The sequence below is a fragment of the Pseudochelatococcus sp. B33 genome (assembly GCF_053570585.1).
In genome coordinates this window covers 66965-83338 of sequence record NZ_JBSEFH010000013.1, presented here as the reverse complement: position 1 = coordinate 83338, position 16374 = coordinate 66965, and the positions used below count along the sequence as shown (strand labels likewise).

The following is a 16374-nucleotide window of genomic DNA, read 5'->3' as shown; positions in this document are numbered from 1 at the left end:
CGTGTCGGCGGTAGACGATATATCCGAAACGCTTGCACGATTGTCCGAAGGTGACCGTTTCCTTCTTTTCAGCGTCCTGCCCGCGTGGGATAAGTGGGACATGGAACAGCTTACCGCCCTGACGGACATCATCGGTCGCCACGCCCCGGAGAACGGCACGCATCCGTGTCCGCTGCCCGGGGTGAAGCTGTTGCGCTCGTCGACGCCCACGATGCCTATGCCCGTCATCTACAAGCCAACGCTTTGCCTCGTTGCGCAGGGGCGCAAGCGGGCCGTGCTGGGAACGACCGCCTTTATCTACGATCCGGCAAGCTACCTGATCGCGTCGGTGGACCTGCCTGTCATGGGGGCAGTCATCGAAGCGACTGCGGACCGGCCATATCTGTGCCTGCAAATCGATCTCGACATGGCTGTGCTCGGCGAACTCGCCATCCACCATCCGGCAAGGCATCCCGACGCGGGAGAGGTTGCCGCGGGACTTACACTGAACAAGACCACGCCCGCGCTGCTCGGTGCCGCGTTACGCCTGGTGGGCCTGCTGGACACGCCGGAAGACATCGAGGCGCTCGCCCCGCTGACGATCCGCGAAATCCTCTATCGTCTTTTGACGGGAGCCAGCAGCAACATCATCCGGCAGATGGCGCAGGCTGACAGCCGGCTCAACCAGATCGCCCGCGCGATCGTCTGGATCAGAACCCATTTCCGGGACGTCTGCCCGATCGAACAGGCAGCGGAGATCGCAGGCATGAGCCGCTCGACCTTCCATGCCCATTTCAAGGCGATCACATCGATGAGCCCGCTTGAGTTCCGCACGCATCTGCGTATGCAGGAGGCCCAGCGGCTCATGGTCAGCGACGCCATGGATGCGGCCAGCGCGGGCTTCAGCGTGGGCTACGGAAGCCCCTCGCAGTTCAGCCGCGACTATGCGCGGATCTTCGGCATGCCCCCCGCGAGGCACGCCAGCCGGTTACGTAACACAGTCGAAAGCCGACCCGTTACGCAGGAACCGGAGGTCGCCGCGTGAAGAGGCCGACAGCCACGCTTGGGGCGCTCTCCTTCTTTGTGAGGTTGGTTGCGGGGGCGACCAGCGATACCGACATGCAGTGCAACTGTCTATTCAGACAAAAATGGAAATATCGTTATATTTTTTAATATCTCAGGCATAAAAATCGCGGCACATTCCCCTTTTATAAGCTTACCATTTCAGAATTTCACTACGGATCAGGCAATAACAAACAATCACTCTCCGCAGAAATTTTAAATTCGGTCACATTCCAATTTGTGACTACAATGATATAATTATCATGTTTTCTTTTTATTCTGAAAGCATAAAAAATGTCGTCCACCACTTTTCAGAACCCCAACACTCCAATGGCTTTGCCACCTTTCGCCTGGGGGAAATATTCCGCCGTCCCGGCCATATGGTTGCCGCTTACGGATCATATGGCCGACGTGGCGGCGTGTTTCGCCGCGCTGATCCGCCTGCCGCTCTATCGCGCACGGCTGGCTGCGGCGATCGGTCATGATCCCGATCTGGTGACGATTGAGCGGCTTTGTGTGCTGGCCTATCTGCACGATCTGGGCAAGCTCAGCAGCGCGTTTCAGGCCAGGGCAATGAACCCGGGACTCAAGGCCGGACACACGGCGCAGGGTTGGCAGGTATTTTCGCCCGAGGGGCAGGCCGTCGCGAGGGCGTTGGCACTTCCGGAAATGGCGAATTGGGGAGAGGCTGCGGACAGGTTGCTTCTTGCCGCGCTCGCCCATCACGGCAGACCGATCAACGGCGGGGAAATTGCCCACGCTGCAGACTGGAAACCGCGCGACGGTTATGACCCCGTTCAGGCGGCGACCGTCGTGGGAAGGGAATGCCGCGCCCGTTATCCGCTGGCTTTCGGGCCGGGGCCGGAACTGCCTCACAGCCCTGAGCTTCAGCATTTCTTCGCGGGGCTTGTGGCGCTGGCCGATCAGATCGGATCGCGCGAAGATGATTTCCCGTTGGACCGGCAGAACGCCGCTCCTCAAGATGCAGCCGAGGTGTTGCGTCGTATCCGGGTGGATGTGACGGCGCTGCGGGACGCTTTCGTGGAAGCCCCTCTCACTCGACTTTTCGGCTGGCTTGAGAAGGCTGATGCACGCCCGATGCAAAAGGCGCTGGCCGATCTGCCGCTCCACATCCGCCTCGCGGTGCTGGAATCGGAAACCGGATCGGGCAAGACCGAAGCGGCATTCCTGCGCTTTCTCCGCCTGTTCGCCGCCGGGCTTGTGGACGGGCTGTATTTCGCCGTGCCGACCCGCGCCGCAGCCACCCAGATCCACAATCGGATCAACCGCGCCGCCCGCGAAGCCTTCCGGGCGGAATGCTTTCTGGCCCTCCCCGGCTATCTGAAGGCAGGCGAGGCCGAAGGCTGGGCGTTGCCGGACTGGCGCGTGGAATGGAGCGATGACCCCGACGCCGCCCAACGCGAGGCGCGCTGGTCGGCCGAGACGCCGCGCCGCTTCCTCGCCGCGCCGGTGGCGGTGGGCACGGTCGATCAGGTCATGCTGGCCGGGTTGCAGGTGAAATGGGCGCATCTTCGCGCCGCCACGCTGGCGCGCAGCTATCTCGTGATTGACGAAGTACACGCCTCCGACAGCTACATGAGTGCCGTTGTGGAGTGTGTCGTCTGCGACCACGTCGCGCGCGGCGGCCATGCGCTGCTGATGTCGGCAACCCTCGGCGCCGCCACCCGGGCAAAGTTTCTGGGCGGTCCACAGGCGAAACCCGACCGCCACCCGGCTTATCCGGCCCTGAGCTGGACCGAGGGACGCAAGGAAACCCATATCGCCCCCGGTGGACCGGACCGTCAGAAGACGGTTGAAGTGACCTCCACGCCGCTGATAGCCGACCCGGAGGCCATCGCGTGCGCAGCGCTCGACGCCGCGCGGAAAGGTGCGCGGGTGCTGGTGATCCGCAACACCGTCGATCAGGTCGTGGCCGTCCAGCACGCCATCGAGGCGCTGGACCCGGCCGCGCCGCTTCTTTCGGTGAACGGCATCCCCTGCCCCCACCACGGCCGTTTCGCCGCCGAGGATCGCCACCTGCTGGATGCGGCGGTGGAAGAGGCCATGGGCAAAAGCTCACCCGCCGGCGGGCGGATCGTCTGCGGGAGTCAGACTTTGGAGCAAAGCCTTGATATCGATGCGGATTATCTGATCACCGACCTTTGTCCCATCGACATTCTTCTACAGCGGATCGGGCGACTGCATCGCCACGCCCGGCAGGATCGGCCAGCGGGTTTCGGCAATGCCCGCTGCGTTGTGCTGCTGCCAGCCTTGCTGGAACCCGTGGCGGGGCTCCTGCGCTTCGGTCTTGGCGCGAACCGGGAGGGTGGCGGTGTCTATCCGGATATCACGGGGCTTGAGGCGGTGCGCCGCCTGATCGGCACGGGCGCCACATGGACCATTCCCGAGGACAACCGGAAGCTGGTCGAGGCCGGGACCGATCCGGAAACGCTCGACCGTCTGGCGGAGGAACTGGGAACGGAATGGACGGCGGCACGCGGCCGGATGATCGGCTCCAGGATCGCCAAGGGACAAATCGCCCGGTTGAACCTGATCGACCGCAGCCGCGCTTTTGACGGCACCGCTGACGATTGCTTTCCCGAGGATGTGAAAATCCTGACCCGGATCGGAGCCGACCGGGTGCAGGTGCCTTTCGCCGACGGCACTGTCGGCCCGTTCGGAGCAACAGTCACGCAGATTTCCGTCCCCGGACATTGGCCCATCGACGGGCTGGCCGATGCGAGCGGAAAGGAATGGCGCGAGAGCGGGCCGGGCTGCCTTGCCTTCGACGCGGCGGGGCTGGTGTATGACAGGTTCGGACTCTCTCACGTGTCAAATTGACCATTATTTATATACTTTATTTACTGGCTTGATGCACAGCGACGTCGCCGTATGCTGATGCCCATGATCATTCGAGCAGGCGGCCTTCCGATGGGATCGACCGGACAGCGAAGTATCACCTGGGGAAATAAGCAACAAATCAGCACCCCACGCGAGTTCTATGCGGGGATAAGCCCGTATAGATATAGTAGTGTATTGGGTAGATGGATGCTTCCTCGCACAGGCGGGGGTAGATGATATACAACGTTCTCTCCACGACCATCATCCGCGTCATCATCGGTGGCGGGTTGCGCCGCCTCACCCTCTCTGAAACCCTCGCCGCCCTGATGCGGGACGAAGTGGAAAGCTTCTCCGGCCTGCGCCCGCATCAGCGCCATGCCTGGCACATGTTCCTCGCCTACCTTGCCGCCATCGCGCTCTACCGCGCGGATGAACAGGAAATACCGGAAGATGCGGGACGCTGGGCCGAAGTGCTGCTGGCCCTGACCGACGGGGCGGACGAGCCGTGGTGTCTGGTGGTTGCCGACTTGTCGAAACCCGCCTTCCTGCAACCGCCGGTGCCGGAGGGAAACCTGTCGGTGTTGAAGAACACCATCCCCACGCCCGATGCGCTGGATGTGTTGATCACCGCCAAGAACTTCGACCTGAAATCGGCGGTCGCGACAGAGGCCGAGCTCGACGAATGGCTCTTCGCCCTGATCAGCCTGCAGACGATGGAGGGATTTCTGGGCGCGACCATGTACGGCATCGCCCGCATGAACGGCGGGTTCTCCGCCCGCCCTTTTCTGGGCCTCGCTCCCATCACAGGCGGACCGGGTGCGCATCTGCGCCGCGACATCCGCGCCATGCTGGCGCTGCGGGAGAAACAGCCGGACATCTATCAACTCTATGATGACGAGGGCCTTGCTCTGCTGTGGCTGGAACCTTGGGATGGCAAGGCGAGCTTGCGGCTCTCACGTCTCGACCCGTGGTTCATCGAAATCTGCCGCCGCATCCGCTTCGCGCCGCAGGGCGACGGCTTCATCGTGCGGGGTATCGGCACCTCAGCAGCGCGGATCGATGCCAAGGCGAGCAACGGCGTGACCGGCGATTTCTGGGCGCCGGTGAACGATGCCGAGGGCAAGGCGTTCTCGCTGAACGCGCGCGGCTATTCCTACAGGGTCCTGTGCCGGCTTCTTTTCGGCGACGGGAAGACGCGAATTTTCCGCCTGCCCCCGGCGATGGAGGCTCAGCCGGGTGAGGGCGACATGATGCTGGTTGCGCGCGGCATAACACGCGGACAGGGCAAGACCGAAGGTTTTCACGAGCGCATCGTGCCCGTGCGGCGCGGTCTGATTCGAGCACTTGCCAGTGCCGAGCGCCGCCAGACGCTCGGCCAGGTCGCCGACCTTCAACAGAAGGAAATCGCACAGATTTCCTCCGCTCTGCGTTTCGCCTGCGCTGTCGTCACCATAGGCGGCGCGCCGAAAAAGCCGGGTAAGGACGATTACGCCCATGCCGAACCCTATATCCGGCGGCTGGAAGCCGAGGCAGATGCGAACTTCTTCGACGTACTTCAGAAACGTCATGAACAGGGCGAGGCTGCGAAGGCTTCTTATCTGCGCCATCTGATCAAATATGCCGACCAATTGCTGACCGAGGCCGCCGAATTCATCCCCTGTCCCAGCCAACACCGCTGGCGGGCGCGAGTCCGGGCGCCGGGGGCGTTTTACGGCGCGCTCTGGGGCAGCAAGAGTGCTCTCGTCAACGACCGCAGTCTGATCTTTCCCCAACAGGAAACGGCCGATGCCTGAACCTGAAGCCTCAACAGCAAAAAGCCTCGGCGATGCAGTCTTCGGCCTTGGCGTGGCGCTTGCGAAACTGCCGCCCGGCCCGCTGGCCGAACTGCGCCGCGCCTCTCCCGGCGACGGGGTGGCGAGTTTCTGGCGCATCTACCACGGGCAGGGACTGGCGGCGCAGGCCGGCAAGGACCTGGACTGGGAATGGGTGATCACCGCGCTGGCGCTGCTGACCTCCACCGGCGCCAACCCGGAAAAACGCAGCGCCCACGATGCGGACACCTCCTTGGGACGGGCTTTATTCGAGGCCGGCGTCAGCGAATTGCGGGTGGCGAAGGTGCTGAACTCCCCTCTTCCCCAGCGGCGGGAGGCGCTGATGCGGCTGGTGCGGGTGCTGGCCAACAAGGATGCCCGTTTCGATACGCGGGAACTGGCGAAGCTGCTGCTCTTCCCCAACGCCGATCGGGCCGCACCGGGCAATCCGCTGCGCCGCCTTGCCAAAGACTATTACGCCGCCGACGCGGCTGCCCGAAAAGAGGATTCCAATGCCTGAGCCGCGTTTCCTGCAAATCCACAGCCTGCACAGCTATTCCGCCGTCCTTCTGAACCGCGACGACAGCGGGCTCGCGAAGCGTCTGCCCTATGGCGGGGCGCCCCGCACCCGCATCTCGTCGCAATGCCTGAAGCGGCACTGGCGTGTGGATAACGGCATCTTCTCGATCCACGGCATCGAAGGGGCGGAAGAGGCCGTGCGCTCGCGCCAACTGGTGACCAAGCGGCTCCGCGTGCCGCTGGAAGGCAGGGTCGCCACCGACATCCTCGACGCGATCGAGCCCGCCTTCCAGATCGCCATCTACGGCAAGGACGCGGCCAAGGGCAAGAGCAACCGCCAGCCGCTGCTGTTCGGGGAGCCCGAACTGCGCTTCCTTGCGGAAAAATTCGCCGAGATCGCCCAGGCTGCAGAGGATGCCGAAGCCGCGAAGAAAGCCGCTGAGGAATTCACCCGGGCGAAGCCCTTCAAGGACACGATGAAGGCGATGCGCGAAGGCGCGCTCTTGCCCGGCGGCCTCACGGCGGCGCTGTTCGGGCGCATGGTGACCTCCGACACGGAGGCTAACATCGACGCACCGATCCATGTCGCCCACGCCTTCACCACCCATGCCGAACAAAGCGAAAGCGACTATTTCGCCGTGGTGGACGATCTGGCCGAAGACGAAACCGGAGCCGACCATATCGGCGCGTCAGAACTGACCTCGGGCCTCTTCTACGGCTATGTCGTGATCGACATGCCGGGGCTGGTCTCGAACCTGACCGGAGCGCGGGCGAAGGACTGGCTCGCCGCCGACCGGAGCATGGCGGCGGAAGTGGCGGCGCGGCTCGTGGGCCTGATCGCCACCGTCACGCCCGGCGCCAAGCTCGGCTCCACCGCGCCCTACGGCTATGCGACGACACTGCTGGTCGAGGCCGGAGACCGTCAGCCGCGATCCCTGGCCGAGGCGTTCCGCACGCCGACCGAAGCAAGCACCGAGGCGGCGGAGAAGGAATTGAAAAAGCAGCTCGCCGCCTTCGACGCCGCTTACCAGACCGGCGAGGCCCGCCGTTTCCTGTCGCTGCGCAACGACGATGAAACCGTCCCGCCCAGTGCGGCGCGCGGTTCCCTGCCCGAGATCATGCAATGGGTGCGTGACACGATTCTGGAGGCCGCATGATGCGCTGGCTGGTGCTGCGGCTCAACGCGCCGCTCGCGAGTTTCGGCGGCACGGCGATCGACTCCCGCGGCGCGACGCGGGACTTTCCCGCCGCCTCGGCGATCACCGGGCTTCTCGCCAACGCGCTGGGCTATGAGCGGTACCAAACCGACCTCCTGGACCGGCTTCAGGAGCGGCTCGTCTTCGGCGCGCGGCGCGAGGCGGAACCGCCTCTCGGCCGGATGACCGATTTCCAGACCGTGAAGCTCGGCGCCAATGACAGGGGCTGGACCACGCGCGGCAGGATCGAGGAGCGTGCCGGTGGGGCCGCGACCTATGACAGCCCGCACATCCGCTATCGCGACTATCACGCGGACACCCGCATGACGGTGGTGCTCAATCTCTCCCCCGCAGATGAAGCCCCCACGCTAGACCACATCGCCGCCGCACTCGACCGTCCGGCGCGCCCGCTGTTCCTCGGTCGCAAGGGCTGTCTGCCGGCGGACTATCTGCTCGCCCCGCAGGAGGCTAACAGGTGGGTCGAGGCGGTGGATGCCCGCGCCGCGCTGATCGCCGTGCCGGGGAATGGTGAGATGCGCGCGCTCTGGCCCGCCGCCGCCGGCAAGAGCCAAGAGATCGCGGACCGCCGCAACTGGCGAAGCGGGCTGCACGGCGGCACCCGCCGCGTGGCGGAGGGGCGGATCACCCCCGCCGGACAATCCTGATGCTGCATCTTATTCACCTGCCGATCCCTCCCCGCGCCTTCGCCCTCTGGGCAAAGGGGCGCGGTTTCGGCCCCGGGGGCACGCAGGATGATGGGGCGGTGCTGCACCTTCTGCTCTCCGCCCTCTTCGGCAAGGGTGTGCTGCAGCCCTTCCGCCTCTTCGATCCGGGGCGGGGCGACTGGTCGCTCTACGCCTATGCCGACCGCGACGCGGCAGCGCTGACCGACACGGCCCGCATGGTCGCCCCGCCCGACATGCTGGAGGCCGTGATGCTGGACCTGCTGCGCGCCAAACCCATGCCGGACGCGCGGGCGGGCCAGCGGCTGGGGTTCGACGTGCGGCTGCGTCCGGTACGGCGGCTGACCGAGGGAACACGGGTGCGCGAGCGCGATGCCTTCGTCTCGGAAGCCTTCCGTGATCACGCCGACAACCCGAAGGGCATGGCTGACGCCGGCCGCACCCGCGAGGCCGTCTATCGCGACTGGCTGACCGAGCGCCTTCCAGGCGCCCGGCTCGAGACCGCCCGGCTCGTCCGGTTCCAGCGCCAGCGGGTTCTGCGCGAGAGCCGCGGGATCGAGGGGCCGGACGCCACGATGCATGGCACGCTGACCGTGACCGATCCGGAAGCCTTCGCCAGGGCGTTGGCGCAGGGCATCGGCCGCCACCGCGCCTATGGTTACGGAATGCTGATGCTGCGCCCGCCCGATGCGCCCGTGCCTGAGCGGTAAACCATGGGAAGGGGTTCCTCCGCGCGCACGGAGATAGACCCCAGGGCATAATAGTCCATGGTTGCCCCTCGCTTGATGCTTGGGGGTCAACGCCATCGGACCCTGTTTCACATCATCACTCTGATGGACGGCCACCTCATGTCATCAGATCCAAAGCTGTCAGGCCAATCTAAAGGAAGAGCTCCGGTACGATCAGCGATATACTTGGAAAGATCGTCACCAGGAATAGTACCACCAACAACGCAAAGAGGAATGGCCAGCTTTCGCGGATATAGTCCGTCATCCTGACGTTGGCGATCGAGATGGTGATGAACATCATCGTGCCGACGGGCGGGGTGAAACCGGCAATGGTCAGGTTGATCGACATCACGATCCCGAAGTGAACGGGATCGATCCCCATGCCGGTGATCACCGGCACGAAGAGCGGCGCCATGAGGATCATGGCCGAGCCTCCTTCAAAGAAGGCGCCCACCGCAAGCAGGATCAGGTTGATGACAATCAGCATCACCAGCGGGTCGGAGATCGACGACGTCAGCCCGGAGGCGACCATGCCCGGTATGCCTTCCCACGTCAGATAGGCCGAGAAGGCGTTCGCGGCGCAGATCAGGAACATCACGCCGGCCGTCGCAAGCGCGGATTCCAGCATGATCGCGGGCAGATGATGCAGCTTGAGCTTGCGATAGACGAATGCGCCGACGAAGATCGAGTAGAGGACACAGACCGCACCCGCCTCGGTCGGCGTGAAAAGGCCGTAGCGCAGCCCCATCAGGATACCGAATGGCAGGAAAAGCGCCCAGCTCGAGTCGAGCAGCTGCACCACGATCTCGCGCCCGCTTGCCCGCGTCTCGCGCGAGGCGCGGTAGTTGCGACGACGCGCGATGATCGCGACCGTGATCGCCAGTGCGATATAGATCAGGATGCCCGGCAAGTATCCGGCAAAGAAGATGCGCGTGATCGACACGTCGGAGACCAGCGCATACAGGATCAGAATGATCCCCGGCGGGATGATCGGCGCGATGCAGGACGAAGCCGCGGTCACCACGGTCGAGAACGCCTTGTCGTAGCCGAGCTTGGTCATCTCCGGGACGATCATCTTGGTGCACATGGCCGCGTCGGCGTTGGCCGATCCGGAGGGACCGCCCAGGAGCGCGTTGACCAGCACGTTCACCTGCCCCATGCCGCCGCGCCAATGGCCGACCAGCGTCTCGGAAAGCTTGATGATCTTCTCGGTGATGCCCGAATAGTTGAAGACCACACCCGCGCAGGTGAACAGCGGGATGGCCAGATAGGAGAAGGCCTCCGTCGTCGCCATCAAGTTCTGCACCATCATCTCGGTCGGCATCAGATCGTTGATGAACGTGAAGTAAAGTGCTGCGGATCCAACCAACGCCAGGGCGACGGGCACTCGGAGCAGGAACAGTCCGAACATCGCGAGCAGCGGAACGAATGAAAGAAAGGTCATCTCAGGTCCGGCCCCACAATTGGCCCGCGCCGACGAGCCGCTGAATGATATGGACGGGCGTCATTGCTCTTGCCTCAGACCTGCTCTTCCAGGGCGACCCCGGGCAGTTCCTCATCACGGAACAGCAGAGCAAGAAACCAGAGGCTGTAGACGGTCATCAACCCGAAGGCGATCAACGGTGCGAGATTCACGTAGAAATAGGGGATTTCGAGGAAGGCGGTCTTGCGCACCCAGCTGCTGGCCGCAAGTTTATAGGCCAGATAAGCGGCGTAACCGTTCACGATGACAAGGATCACATAGCAGACGATATTGGCAAGATGCTGCAATCGCGGCGGCAGGGCGTCGACCAGCAGATCCACCGCGATCATTCCGCGTATGCGGAACAGCATCGAGACACCGAAGAATATCGAATAGCCGAAGGAGAGATAGGCGATCTCTTCGGTAAACACGAGGGAATTGCCCGTGGTGAAGCGGAGGATGACGTTGGCCGAGATCACCGTCAGCATCACCGTGAAGGCCACGGATGAAATAACCGGTTCGATACTGCCAAGAACGTAGCGAACGACATACATGGGCTTGCGTTTGGTCATGGCTAACCCGCTCAAACATCGATGCAGGGTCGCCCGGCAAAGGAAGGCGAGGCTGGCGCGGGAAGGTCGAAGGCGGCCAAAGACCAGGGGCGCAGCCGGTGGATCCGTTGCCGGGCGGGGTGAAACGGGCGATCCCTACTTCTCCGTCAGAGCGCGGATCTGATCATAGGTCCCTTCGCTCCATTCCGGAAAGTGCGTGGGAGTTTCGCTGGCCGCCTGAAGGAAACTATTGCGATCCACCTCGTTGAAGACGCGGCCGTGTTCTTCCAGAATCTTGCGGAACTCCTCCTCGATCGCCAGAATCCTGGGCACACGCTTGGCAGGCTCGGCGCGGCCGACGCTGTCGATCGCCTTTCTCGCGTCCTCGGGCAGGTTGTCGTAGACCTTCTGGCTCATGATGATCGCCGTGGTCGCGACAAGATGGCCCGTGAGCGAGATGTAGGGGCGGGTTTCGAACAGCTTAGAGGAATAGAACAGCGCGAGCGGCGCCTCGGCACCATCGGCCACGCCCTGTTCAAGCGCGCTGTAGGCCTCCGACCATGCAGTATTGGTCGGGTTGCCGCCCAGCACGCGCGATACTTCATTCCACATCTTGGTCGGTGCGTTGCGCAGCTTCATGCCGCGCGTATCGTCGCGGCTATGGACCTGCTTGTTCGACAGCAGGTGACGGGTGCCGAAATAGACCAGCGTCACCAAGCGCAACCCCTGCTCCTGCAACTTCTTTTCCCATTCGGCCACCAGGGGCGAATTCCACACCTTCTCGATGTCGTCAGGGTGTTTCAGCAGATAAGGCGCCATGAAAATCGAAAAGTCGGGGACATGGTTCGCCAGGTGGCTCGGATCGCCATCCTGCAGCACAGGCGCCCCGCGCGAGATGGCCTCGATCATGTCGACGGTCTTGCCGAGACCCTCGCTCGGGAAGATCTCGACCTTCAGCGTGCCGTTGGACTTGTCTTCAAGCTCCCTGGCAAACTCCTGCCACAGGGGAAAGGTCCGATCCTGATTGGAGACGACCAGGTTCATCCGCAGCAGCGTCGGACTGGCCGCCCAGGCCGGCATGGCTGCGGCCACCAGCGACATTGCCAGGACGGCAGTGCGCAACACCGCACGCGTGAAATTCAGCTTCATTATTTTCCTCCCATGAAGGTCGCTTTCGCGACTCTGGTCCTATTGGGGCATCTTGCGATGGTGGACCGATGACTGGCTTGTGTTTTCGTCTTATGCAGCGGCATCACCGATAGGTATCATGCATCATGCATCACATTTGCGCTGCGTCAAGTCTTCAATTGGCTCCTGCACCATATGATGCGATGAGCCTGGACGATCAGGGCGCTTCCCGGGCCGCGCCGGGGCCGCAAATGTTCTGCGATTCCTGTCCCGGACGGACGCCGGCCCACTTTCCGTCATTGGGCGAAAGGGGTCGCCTTCATCGAGGCGCGATCGGCGAAACGCTCCAGCCATTGTTTCAGGGCGGGATGCTCATGCTGCCAACTCTCGTCGGGGAAACGGAACTCGAAATAGCTCAGCGCGCAGGCGACGGAGATCGTGCCCACATTCACGCCCGACCAAAGCTGCCCATGCCCGCGCGTGCCGAGATCCTTCGCCAAGGCAGCCACGACCTGATGGACGGAACGGCGGTAGAGCGCTATGCGGGTGGGCGATTGCTGCACCGCGGGACGCTGATTTTCATAGCGCCACGGCACGGCCGCATCCATCAGGCCGTCGCCGAGGGCCTGCAGATGCAGGACGTCCCACCGCTCCGCGCCGGACGGTGGCAGCAGAGCCGGACCGAAGTGCGCATCGAGATATTCGCAGATCACCGGGCTGTCGATGACCAGTCGCCCCGCGTCGGTGAGCAGCGCCGGCACGCGATTGACCGGCGTTACAAGACCGAAATCCGATGTCTCAGCCAGCGCGTTCGTCTCGACCAGCTCGAGCGCGGCGCCGAGTTCTGCCGCCGCTACGCGCACCTTGCGCGAATAGGGCGAGGTAATGCCACAATAAAGTTTCACCTTATCGCTCCCCTGTTGAAGACCCTCGAAAATGCGCGCGAAGGCCGACGGCCGGCGCAAGCAGGCACAGGGGCGGGATTGCCGCCCCGGATCAAAAATGAGCAATGAATGGCCGGCGCCGGCCTGTCCCCCGATTGAGACGACATTCGGCCGGATCACCGTCCCGAAACGTCCTTCCGATCGCACGGCCTTTATTCAACAGCGGCAGATGCTTTCGCCGGCCGTGCGCCCCGACAATTGCCGGCCGTGCCGCTCAAGCCGTTTCCTGCTTCCTCTCGGCCTCGATGGTGCGCAGCATTTCCTCGCCCCAGCGTATATCCGCCTGCATTGCCTGCCTGCTTGCCTCGGCGTCGCGGGCGCGCAGCGCCCTGAGGAGATCGAAATGGCGGTGGTTCTCCCCCCGGATTTCGCGCAGCGGCATCCGCGAATGGAATGTCCGCAGGAACGGCCCCATCAGCACCCACATGTTCTCGCAGATCCCTTCGACGTAAGGCATCCGCGACAGGCGCAAGACCGCGAAATGGAAATCCCGGTTCAGCAAGCTCGCCGTTGCCGGGCTCGTCTCGACACTGGCGATGAAACGCGCGTTGAGTTCCTCGAGTTCGGCCAGTTGCTGGGCATCGATCTTGAGCGCGGCCTGCGCCGCGGCCAGCCCCTCCAGTTCGACCCGGATGCTCTGGATCTCGCGCAGGCTCTCCACCGACAGCTCGGGCACCTGCACCGATGTCGCGGCGCGGGTTTCCAGCGCCTTCTCGCTGACGAGGCGGAAGATGGCCTCCCGCACCGGCGTGATCGACACCGAATATTCTTCGGCGATCGAGGAGATGGTCAGCCGTTCGCCCGGAGAATACTGGCCATCCATCAGAGCCGTGCGCAGGTTGTTATATAATTGCGTCGACAGGTTTTCACGAACCATCGGCTTGACAGCCATATCCCTCTCCTCACGACCATACTGCCGTGCTCAGAGTACTTCATTGTTTCATGGAAACGCTGAAATTCTCTAACTCTTTGGTTTGACGCGTTTTCTTCACGCGAACCGGTATCCACTTCGCTCGAAAACGCTATAGACCATCTGCAAAAGCGCGTCACCCCGCAATCTGCTCAAGCGGCATCGGCCGGCAGTTCCACGAGTTCTATCAGGATGCCTTGCGGATCTCGCATGTAAAGCCCGCGCAGTCCCGCCGCGATGCCCTCGCCGATGGCCACCATGTCACCCTGATCGGAGCCGCCAGCGGCCAGGATGTCCTCGCGCAGTCCCGCGACGTCCTTCAACCGCAGGCAAATATGCGCCGCGCCCGGCGCGTTGCCCGCCGGCCGGACCGGTTCGCCCTTGGGCGTGAGGAACTCGATGAACTCGATATGGCCGCCGTGCCCGTAAAGGTGGACGAGGCGCACGTTGGCCCCGGGCACGCCCATGAAGGTCCCGATCCACGGCTGGACGCGCTCGCCGATGGGCTTGGCTTCGAACCCCATGACCTCGGTCCAGAATTTCACCGAGGCTTCGATGTCATCGGTGATGAAGCCGGTGTGATCGAGTGTTGAATGTCCCCAGCGGGACGAATTGATGCTCATGCCTTGAGTTCCTCCCGGCGAATGACGAAGGGTTCGATCTTGTTCCAGTCCAGTGCCAGCCCGGTGCCCGGAGCCTGCGGTGCGACGATGTCGCCGGCATCGAGCCGCGGCGTCTCGCGGAAACAGCGATCGATGGGATCGGCGCCGAGTTCCGGCATGATCATCTCGACGCATCTGACCGTGTCGAATGCCAGCCCAAGCTGGGCATGCAAAAGCGGAAAGACATGCGGGATCACGGGCCGCGAATAGGCCCGCGCCAGCGCGATCGCCTCGATGGCGCCCGTCAGGCCGCCGCTGACGGTCGCATCGACCCGCAGGATCCCGCCGGCCGCCGACAGGGCCTTGAACCCGTAGATGTCGATTGTGTCCTCGCCCACCGCCAGCGGGACATCGAGGCGCGACGAGAGTTCGGCAACGGCTTCGGCCTGCGTCGGCGCGAAAGGGTCCTCGACGAATACGGCACCCAGCCGCTCGGCCAGCCGGCACCAGGGCAGCGCCTGCTCGACACTGTTCCATGACCAATGCGCGTCGATGCCGAAACTCACCCCACCGGGCAGCGCGCCGGCCAGGGCCTCCATCACCGACCGGTCACGCGCGAAGTCGCCGCCGTCGATCATCAGCTTGATCTGGCGGAAGCCGCGCGCGGCAAGCGCTGCCGTCTCGCTCACAGCCCTCTCTGGCGTCATGCCGTAGCCGATCACCGGCATGACCGGCACACGCCCGCGCTGCGCGCCGAGCACTGCCCACAGCGGCAATCGGCGGCTCTGGCACCATGCGTCCCAAAGAGCGAGATCGCACAGACTTGCCCCGCGTGTCATCGCCGCCCTGGGTGCGGGCGTCGGCCCCAGTGCCTGACGGATCAGCCGGTTGCGGTCGGAGGACGCTTCGCCGAGATAGGCCGATACCGCCTTCAGGACGATGTCGAAGAGCGGCAAACCGCGGTCATAGCCATAGGCGAAGCCCTCGGCGGAATCCTCCAGCTCCATCCGCAGCGCGACGTAGTCGCGATGCACGATGGTCTGCGTGCCGAGCTGCACGGGGGCTGGCAACGGAATGCGCGCCGTGACGAGATCGATGCGCGTGACGCGCGGTCCGACATCCATCAGCTTGCCTTTCCGAGATCTTCGCTTTCCGTCAGGAAAGCATTGGCGGTCATGCCGCCGTCGACCATCAGGAGATGCCCGGTCACGAAGCTCGCGGCGTCGGAAGCAAGGAAGATCGCCGCACCCTGCAATTCGTCGGGATGCGCCCAGCGCGCAAGCGGCGTGCGCTGGTTGACGGTCTCCTCGAAATCGCCGTGCCCGAGAACCTTGGCGTTCATCTCGGTCAGAATGTAACCCGGCCCGATGGCGTTGACGGTGATTCTGTGGGGACCGAGCTCCGCCGCCAGTCCCCGTGTCAGCCCGACCACGCCATGTTTCGCCGCGACATAGGAGATCACCCCCGGACGCGAGCTGATCGCCATGACGGAAGCGGTATTGATGATGCGGCCGTAGTGTCGCTGCCGCATATGGGGCACGCATGCGCGGGAGACGTTATAGAGCGACGACAGGTTGACGTTGATGACCTGGTTCCAGTCGTCCATGTCGTGGAGTTCGATGGGCTTGCGGATCAGGATGCCTGCATTGTTGATCAGGATATCGAGCCGCCCGTTGCGCTCGACAATGCCGTCCACGGCCTGGGCCACGCCCTGCCGGTCCGTCACGTCGAAGACGGATGCCTCGGCACTTGCCCCCTGCGCGCGGATTTTCTCGGCCGCTGCCTCGGCGGCAGCGTGGTGCAGGTCGTTGATCACCACATGGGCGCCGGCGAGCGCAAGGCCGGTGGCGAAGGAGAAGCCTATCCCCCGCCCCGCGCCGGTGATCAACGCGACGCGATCCGTCAGGGCAAAAGGCGCCAATCCTCTGGGAAGCGATGACAGGAATTGCTCGGCCATC

The 16374-nt window shown here is 63.7% G+C and carries 15 protein-coding genes; 7 read left to right on the top strand and 8 right to left on the bottom strand.

The window, feature by feature from the left end; all coding sequences use genetic code 11:
- Window positions 1–100 precede the first annotated feature (100 nt).
- The 7 genes from ACUSIJ_RS15670 (at window position 101) to cas6e (ending at window position 8801) form a co-directional block, all read left to right on the top strand.
- A complete protein-coding gene (locus ACUSIJ_RS15670) occupies window positions 101–1024 on the top strand; it encodes an AraC family transcriptional regulator N-terminal domain-containing protein (protein ID WP_449309345.1) in 924 nt (307 codons plus the stop codon).
- 311 nt (window positions 1025–1335) lie between these two features.
- Window positions 1336–3882, top strand: coding sequence for a CRISPR-associated helicase Cas3' (gene cas3 / locus ACUSIJ_RS15665; RefSeq protein ID WP_449309344.1), 2547 nt, complete (start codon window positions 1336–1338; stop codon window positions 3880–3882).
- Between the two features lie 233 nt (window positions 3883–4115).
- Window positions 4116–5675, top strand: a complete 1560-nt coding sequence (gene casA, locus ACUSIJ_RS15660) for a type I-E CRISPR-associated protein Cse1/CasA (protein WP_449309343.1) — start codon at window positions 4116–4118, stop codon at window positions 5673–5675.
- Window positions 5668–6213, top strand: coding sequence for a type I-E CRISPR-associated protein Cse2/CasB (locus tag ACUSIJ_RS15655; RefSeq protein WP_449309342.1), 546 nt, complete (start codon window positions 5668–5670; stop codon window positions 6211–6213). Before casA ends, ACUSIJ_RS15655 begins: the two co-directional genes overlap by 8 nt.
- A complete protein-coding gene (gene cas7e, locus ACUSIJ_RS15650) occupies window positions 6206–7369 on the top strand; it encodes a type I-E CRISPR-associated protein Cas7/Cse4/CasC (protein ID WP_449309341.1) in 1164 nt (387 codons plus the stop codon). Before ACUSIJ_RS15655 ends, cas7e begins: the two co-directional genes overlap by 8 nt.
- Window positions 7366–8073: a type I-E CRISPR-associated protein Cas5/CasD gene (cas5e, locus tag ACUSIJ_RS15645; protein ID WP_449309340.1), complete on the top strand. Its 708-nt coding sequence runs from the start codon at window positions 7366–7368 to the stop codon at window positions 8071–8073. Before cas7e ends, cas5e begins: the two co-directional genes overlap by 4 nt.
- Window positions 8073–8801, top strand: coding sequence for a type I-E CRISPR-associated protein Cas6/Cse3/CasE (gene cas6e, locus ACUSIJ_RS15640; RefSeq protein WP_449309339.1), 729 nt, complete (start codon window positions 8073–8075; stop codon window positions 8799–8801). The genes cas5e and cas6e overlap by 1 nt, the downstream gene beginning before the upstream one ends.
- A gap of 169 nt (window positions 8802–8970) precedes the next feature.
- Here the strand turns inward: cas6e and ACUSIJ_RS15635 are convergent, their stop codons facing one another.
- From ACUSIJ_RS15635 to ACUSIJ_RS15600, 8 genes are all read right to left on the bottom strand, one after another.
- Entirely contained in the window at window positions 8971–10263 is a 1293-nt protein-coding gene (locus tag ACUSIJ_RS15635) for a TRAP transporter large permease (protein WP_449309338.1), read from the bottom strand.
- Window positions 10264–10337: 74 nt separating this feature from the next.
- Window positions 10338–10853 (bottom strand): TRAP transporter small permease, encoded by a 516-nt coding sequence (locus ACUSIJ_RS15630; protein WP_449309337.1) that lies wholly within the window; start codon window positions 10851–10853, stop codon window positions 10338–10340.
- Window positions 10854–10988: 135 nt separating this feature from the next.
- Complete coding sequence (dctP, locus tag ACUSIJ_RS15625; RefSeq protein ID WP_449309336.1) at window positions 10989–11981, bottom strand: TRAP transporter substrate-binding protein DctP; 993 nt, start codon at window positions 11979–11981, stop codon at window positions 10989–10991.
- 275 nt (window positions 11982–12256) lie between these two features.
- Window positions 12257–12865 (bottom strand): glutathione S-transferase family protein, encoded by a 609-nt coding sequence (locus tag ACUSIJ_RS15620; protein WP_449309335.1) that lies wholly within the window; start codon window positions 12863–12865, stop codon window positions 12257–12259.
- Between the two features lie 253 nt (window positions 12866–13118).
- Entirely contained in the window at window positions 13119–13796 is a 678-nt protein-coding gene (locus ACUSIJ_RS15615) for a GntR family transcriptional regulator (protein WP_449309334.1), read from the bottom strand.
- Between the two features lie 170 nt (window positions 13797–13966).
- Window positions 13967–14437 (bottom strand): VOC family protein, encoded by a 471-nt coding sequence (locus ACUSIJ_RS15610; RefSeq protein WP_449309333.1) that lies wholly within the window; start codon window positions 14435–14437, stop codon window positions 13967–13969.
- A complete protein-coding gene (locus ACUSIJ_RS15605) occupies window positions 14434–15540 on the bottom strand; it encodes a mandelate racemase/muconate lactonizing enzyme family protein (RefSeq protein ID WP_449309332.1) in 1107 nt (368 codons plus the stop codon). The genes ACUSIJ_RS15610 and ACUSIJ_RS15605 overlap by 4 nt, the downstream gene beginning before the upstream one ends.
- A complete protein-coding gene (locus ACUSIJ_RS15600) occupies window positions 15540–16373 on the bottom strand; it encodes an SDR family NAD(P)-dependent oxidoreductase (RefSeq protein WP_449309331.1) in 834 nt (277 codons plus the stop codon). Before ACUSIJ_RS15600 ends, ACUSIJ_RS15605 begins: the two co-directional genes overlap by 1 nt.
- Window position 16374 lies beyond the last annotated feature (1 nt).

Coding starts and splice junctions, on each gene's coding strand:
- ACUSIJ_RS15670 (WP_449309345.1), top strand. CDS start 101: ATGGAACAGCTTACCGCCCTGACGGACATCATCGGTCGCCACGCCCCG.
- cas3 (WP_449309344.1), top strand. CDS start 1,336: ATGTCGTCCACCACTTTTCAGAACCCCAACACTCCAATGGCTTTGCCA.
- casA (WP_449309343.1), top strand. CDS start 4,116: ATGATATACAACGTTCTCTCCACGACCATCATCCGCGTCATCATCGGT.
- ACUSIJ_RS15655 (WP_449309342.1), top strand. CDS start 5,668: ATGCCTGAACCTGAAGCCTCAACAGCAAAAAGCCTCGGCGATGCAGTC.
- cas7e (WP_449309341.1), top strand. CDS start 6,206: ATGCCTGAGCCGCGTTTCCTGCAAATCCACAGCCTGCACAGCTATTCC.
- cas5e (WP_449309340.1), top strand. CDS start 7,366: ATGATGCGCTGGCTGGTGCTGCGGCTCAACGCGCCGCTCGCGAGTTTC.
- cas6e (WP_449309339.1), top strand. CDS start 8,073: ATGCTGCATCTTATTCACCTGCCGATCCCTCCCCGCGCCTTCGCCCTC.
- ACUSIJ_RS15635 (WP_449309338.1), bottom strand. CDS start 10,263: ATGACCTTTCTTTCATTCGTTCCGCTGCTCGCGATGTTCGGACTGTTC.
- ACUSIJ_RS15630 (WP_449309337.1), bottom strand. CDS start 10,853: ATGACCAAACGCAAGCCCATGTATGTCGTTCGCTACGTTCTTGGCAGT.
- dctP (WP_449309336.1), bottom strand. CDS start 11,981: ATGAAGCTGAATTTCACGCGTGCGGTGTTGCGCACTGCCGTCCTGGCA.
- ACUSIJ_RS15615 (WP_449309334.1), bottom strand. CDS start 13,796: ATGGCTGTCAAGCCGATGGTTCGTGAAAACCTGTCGACGCAATTATAT.
- ACUSIJ_RS15610 (WP_449309333.1), bottom strand. CDS start 14,437: ATGAGCATCAATTCGTCCCGCTGGGGACATTCAACACTCGATCACACC.
- ACUSIJ_RS15605 (WP_449309332.1), bottom strand. CDS start 15,540: ATGGATGTCGGACCGCGCGTCACGCGCATCGATCTCGTCACGGCGCGC.
- ACUSIJ_RS15600 (WP_449309331.1), bottom strand. CDS start 16,373: ATGGCCGAGCAATTCCTGTCATCGCTTCCCAGAGGATTGGCGCCTTTT.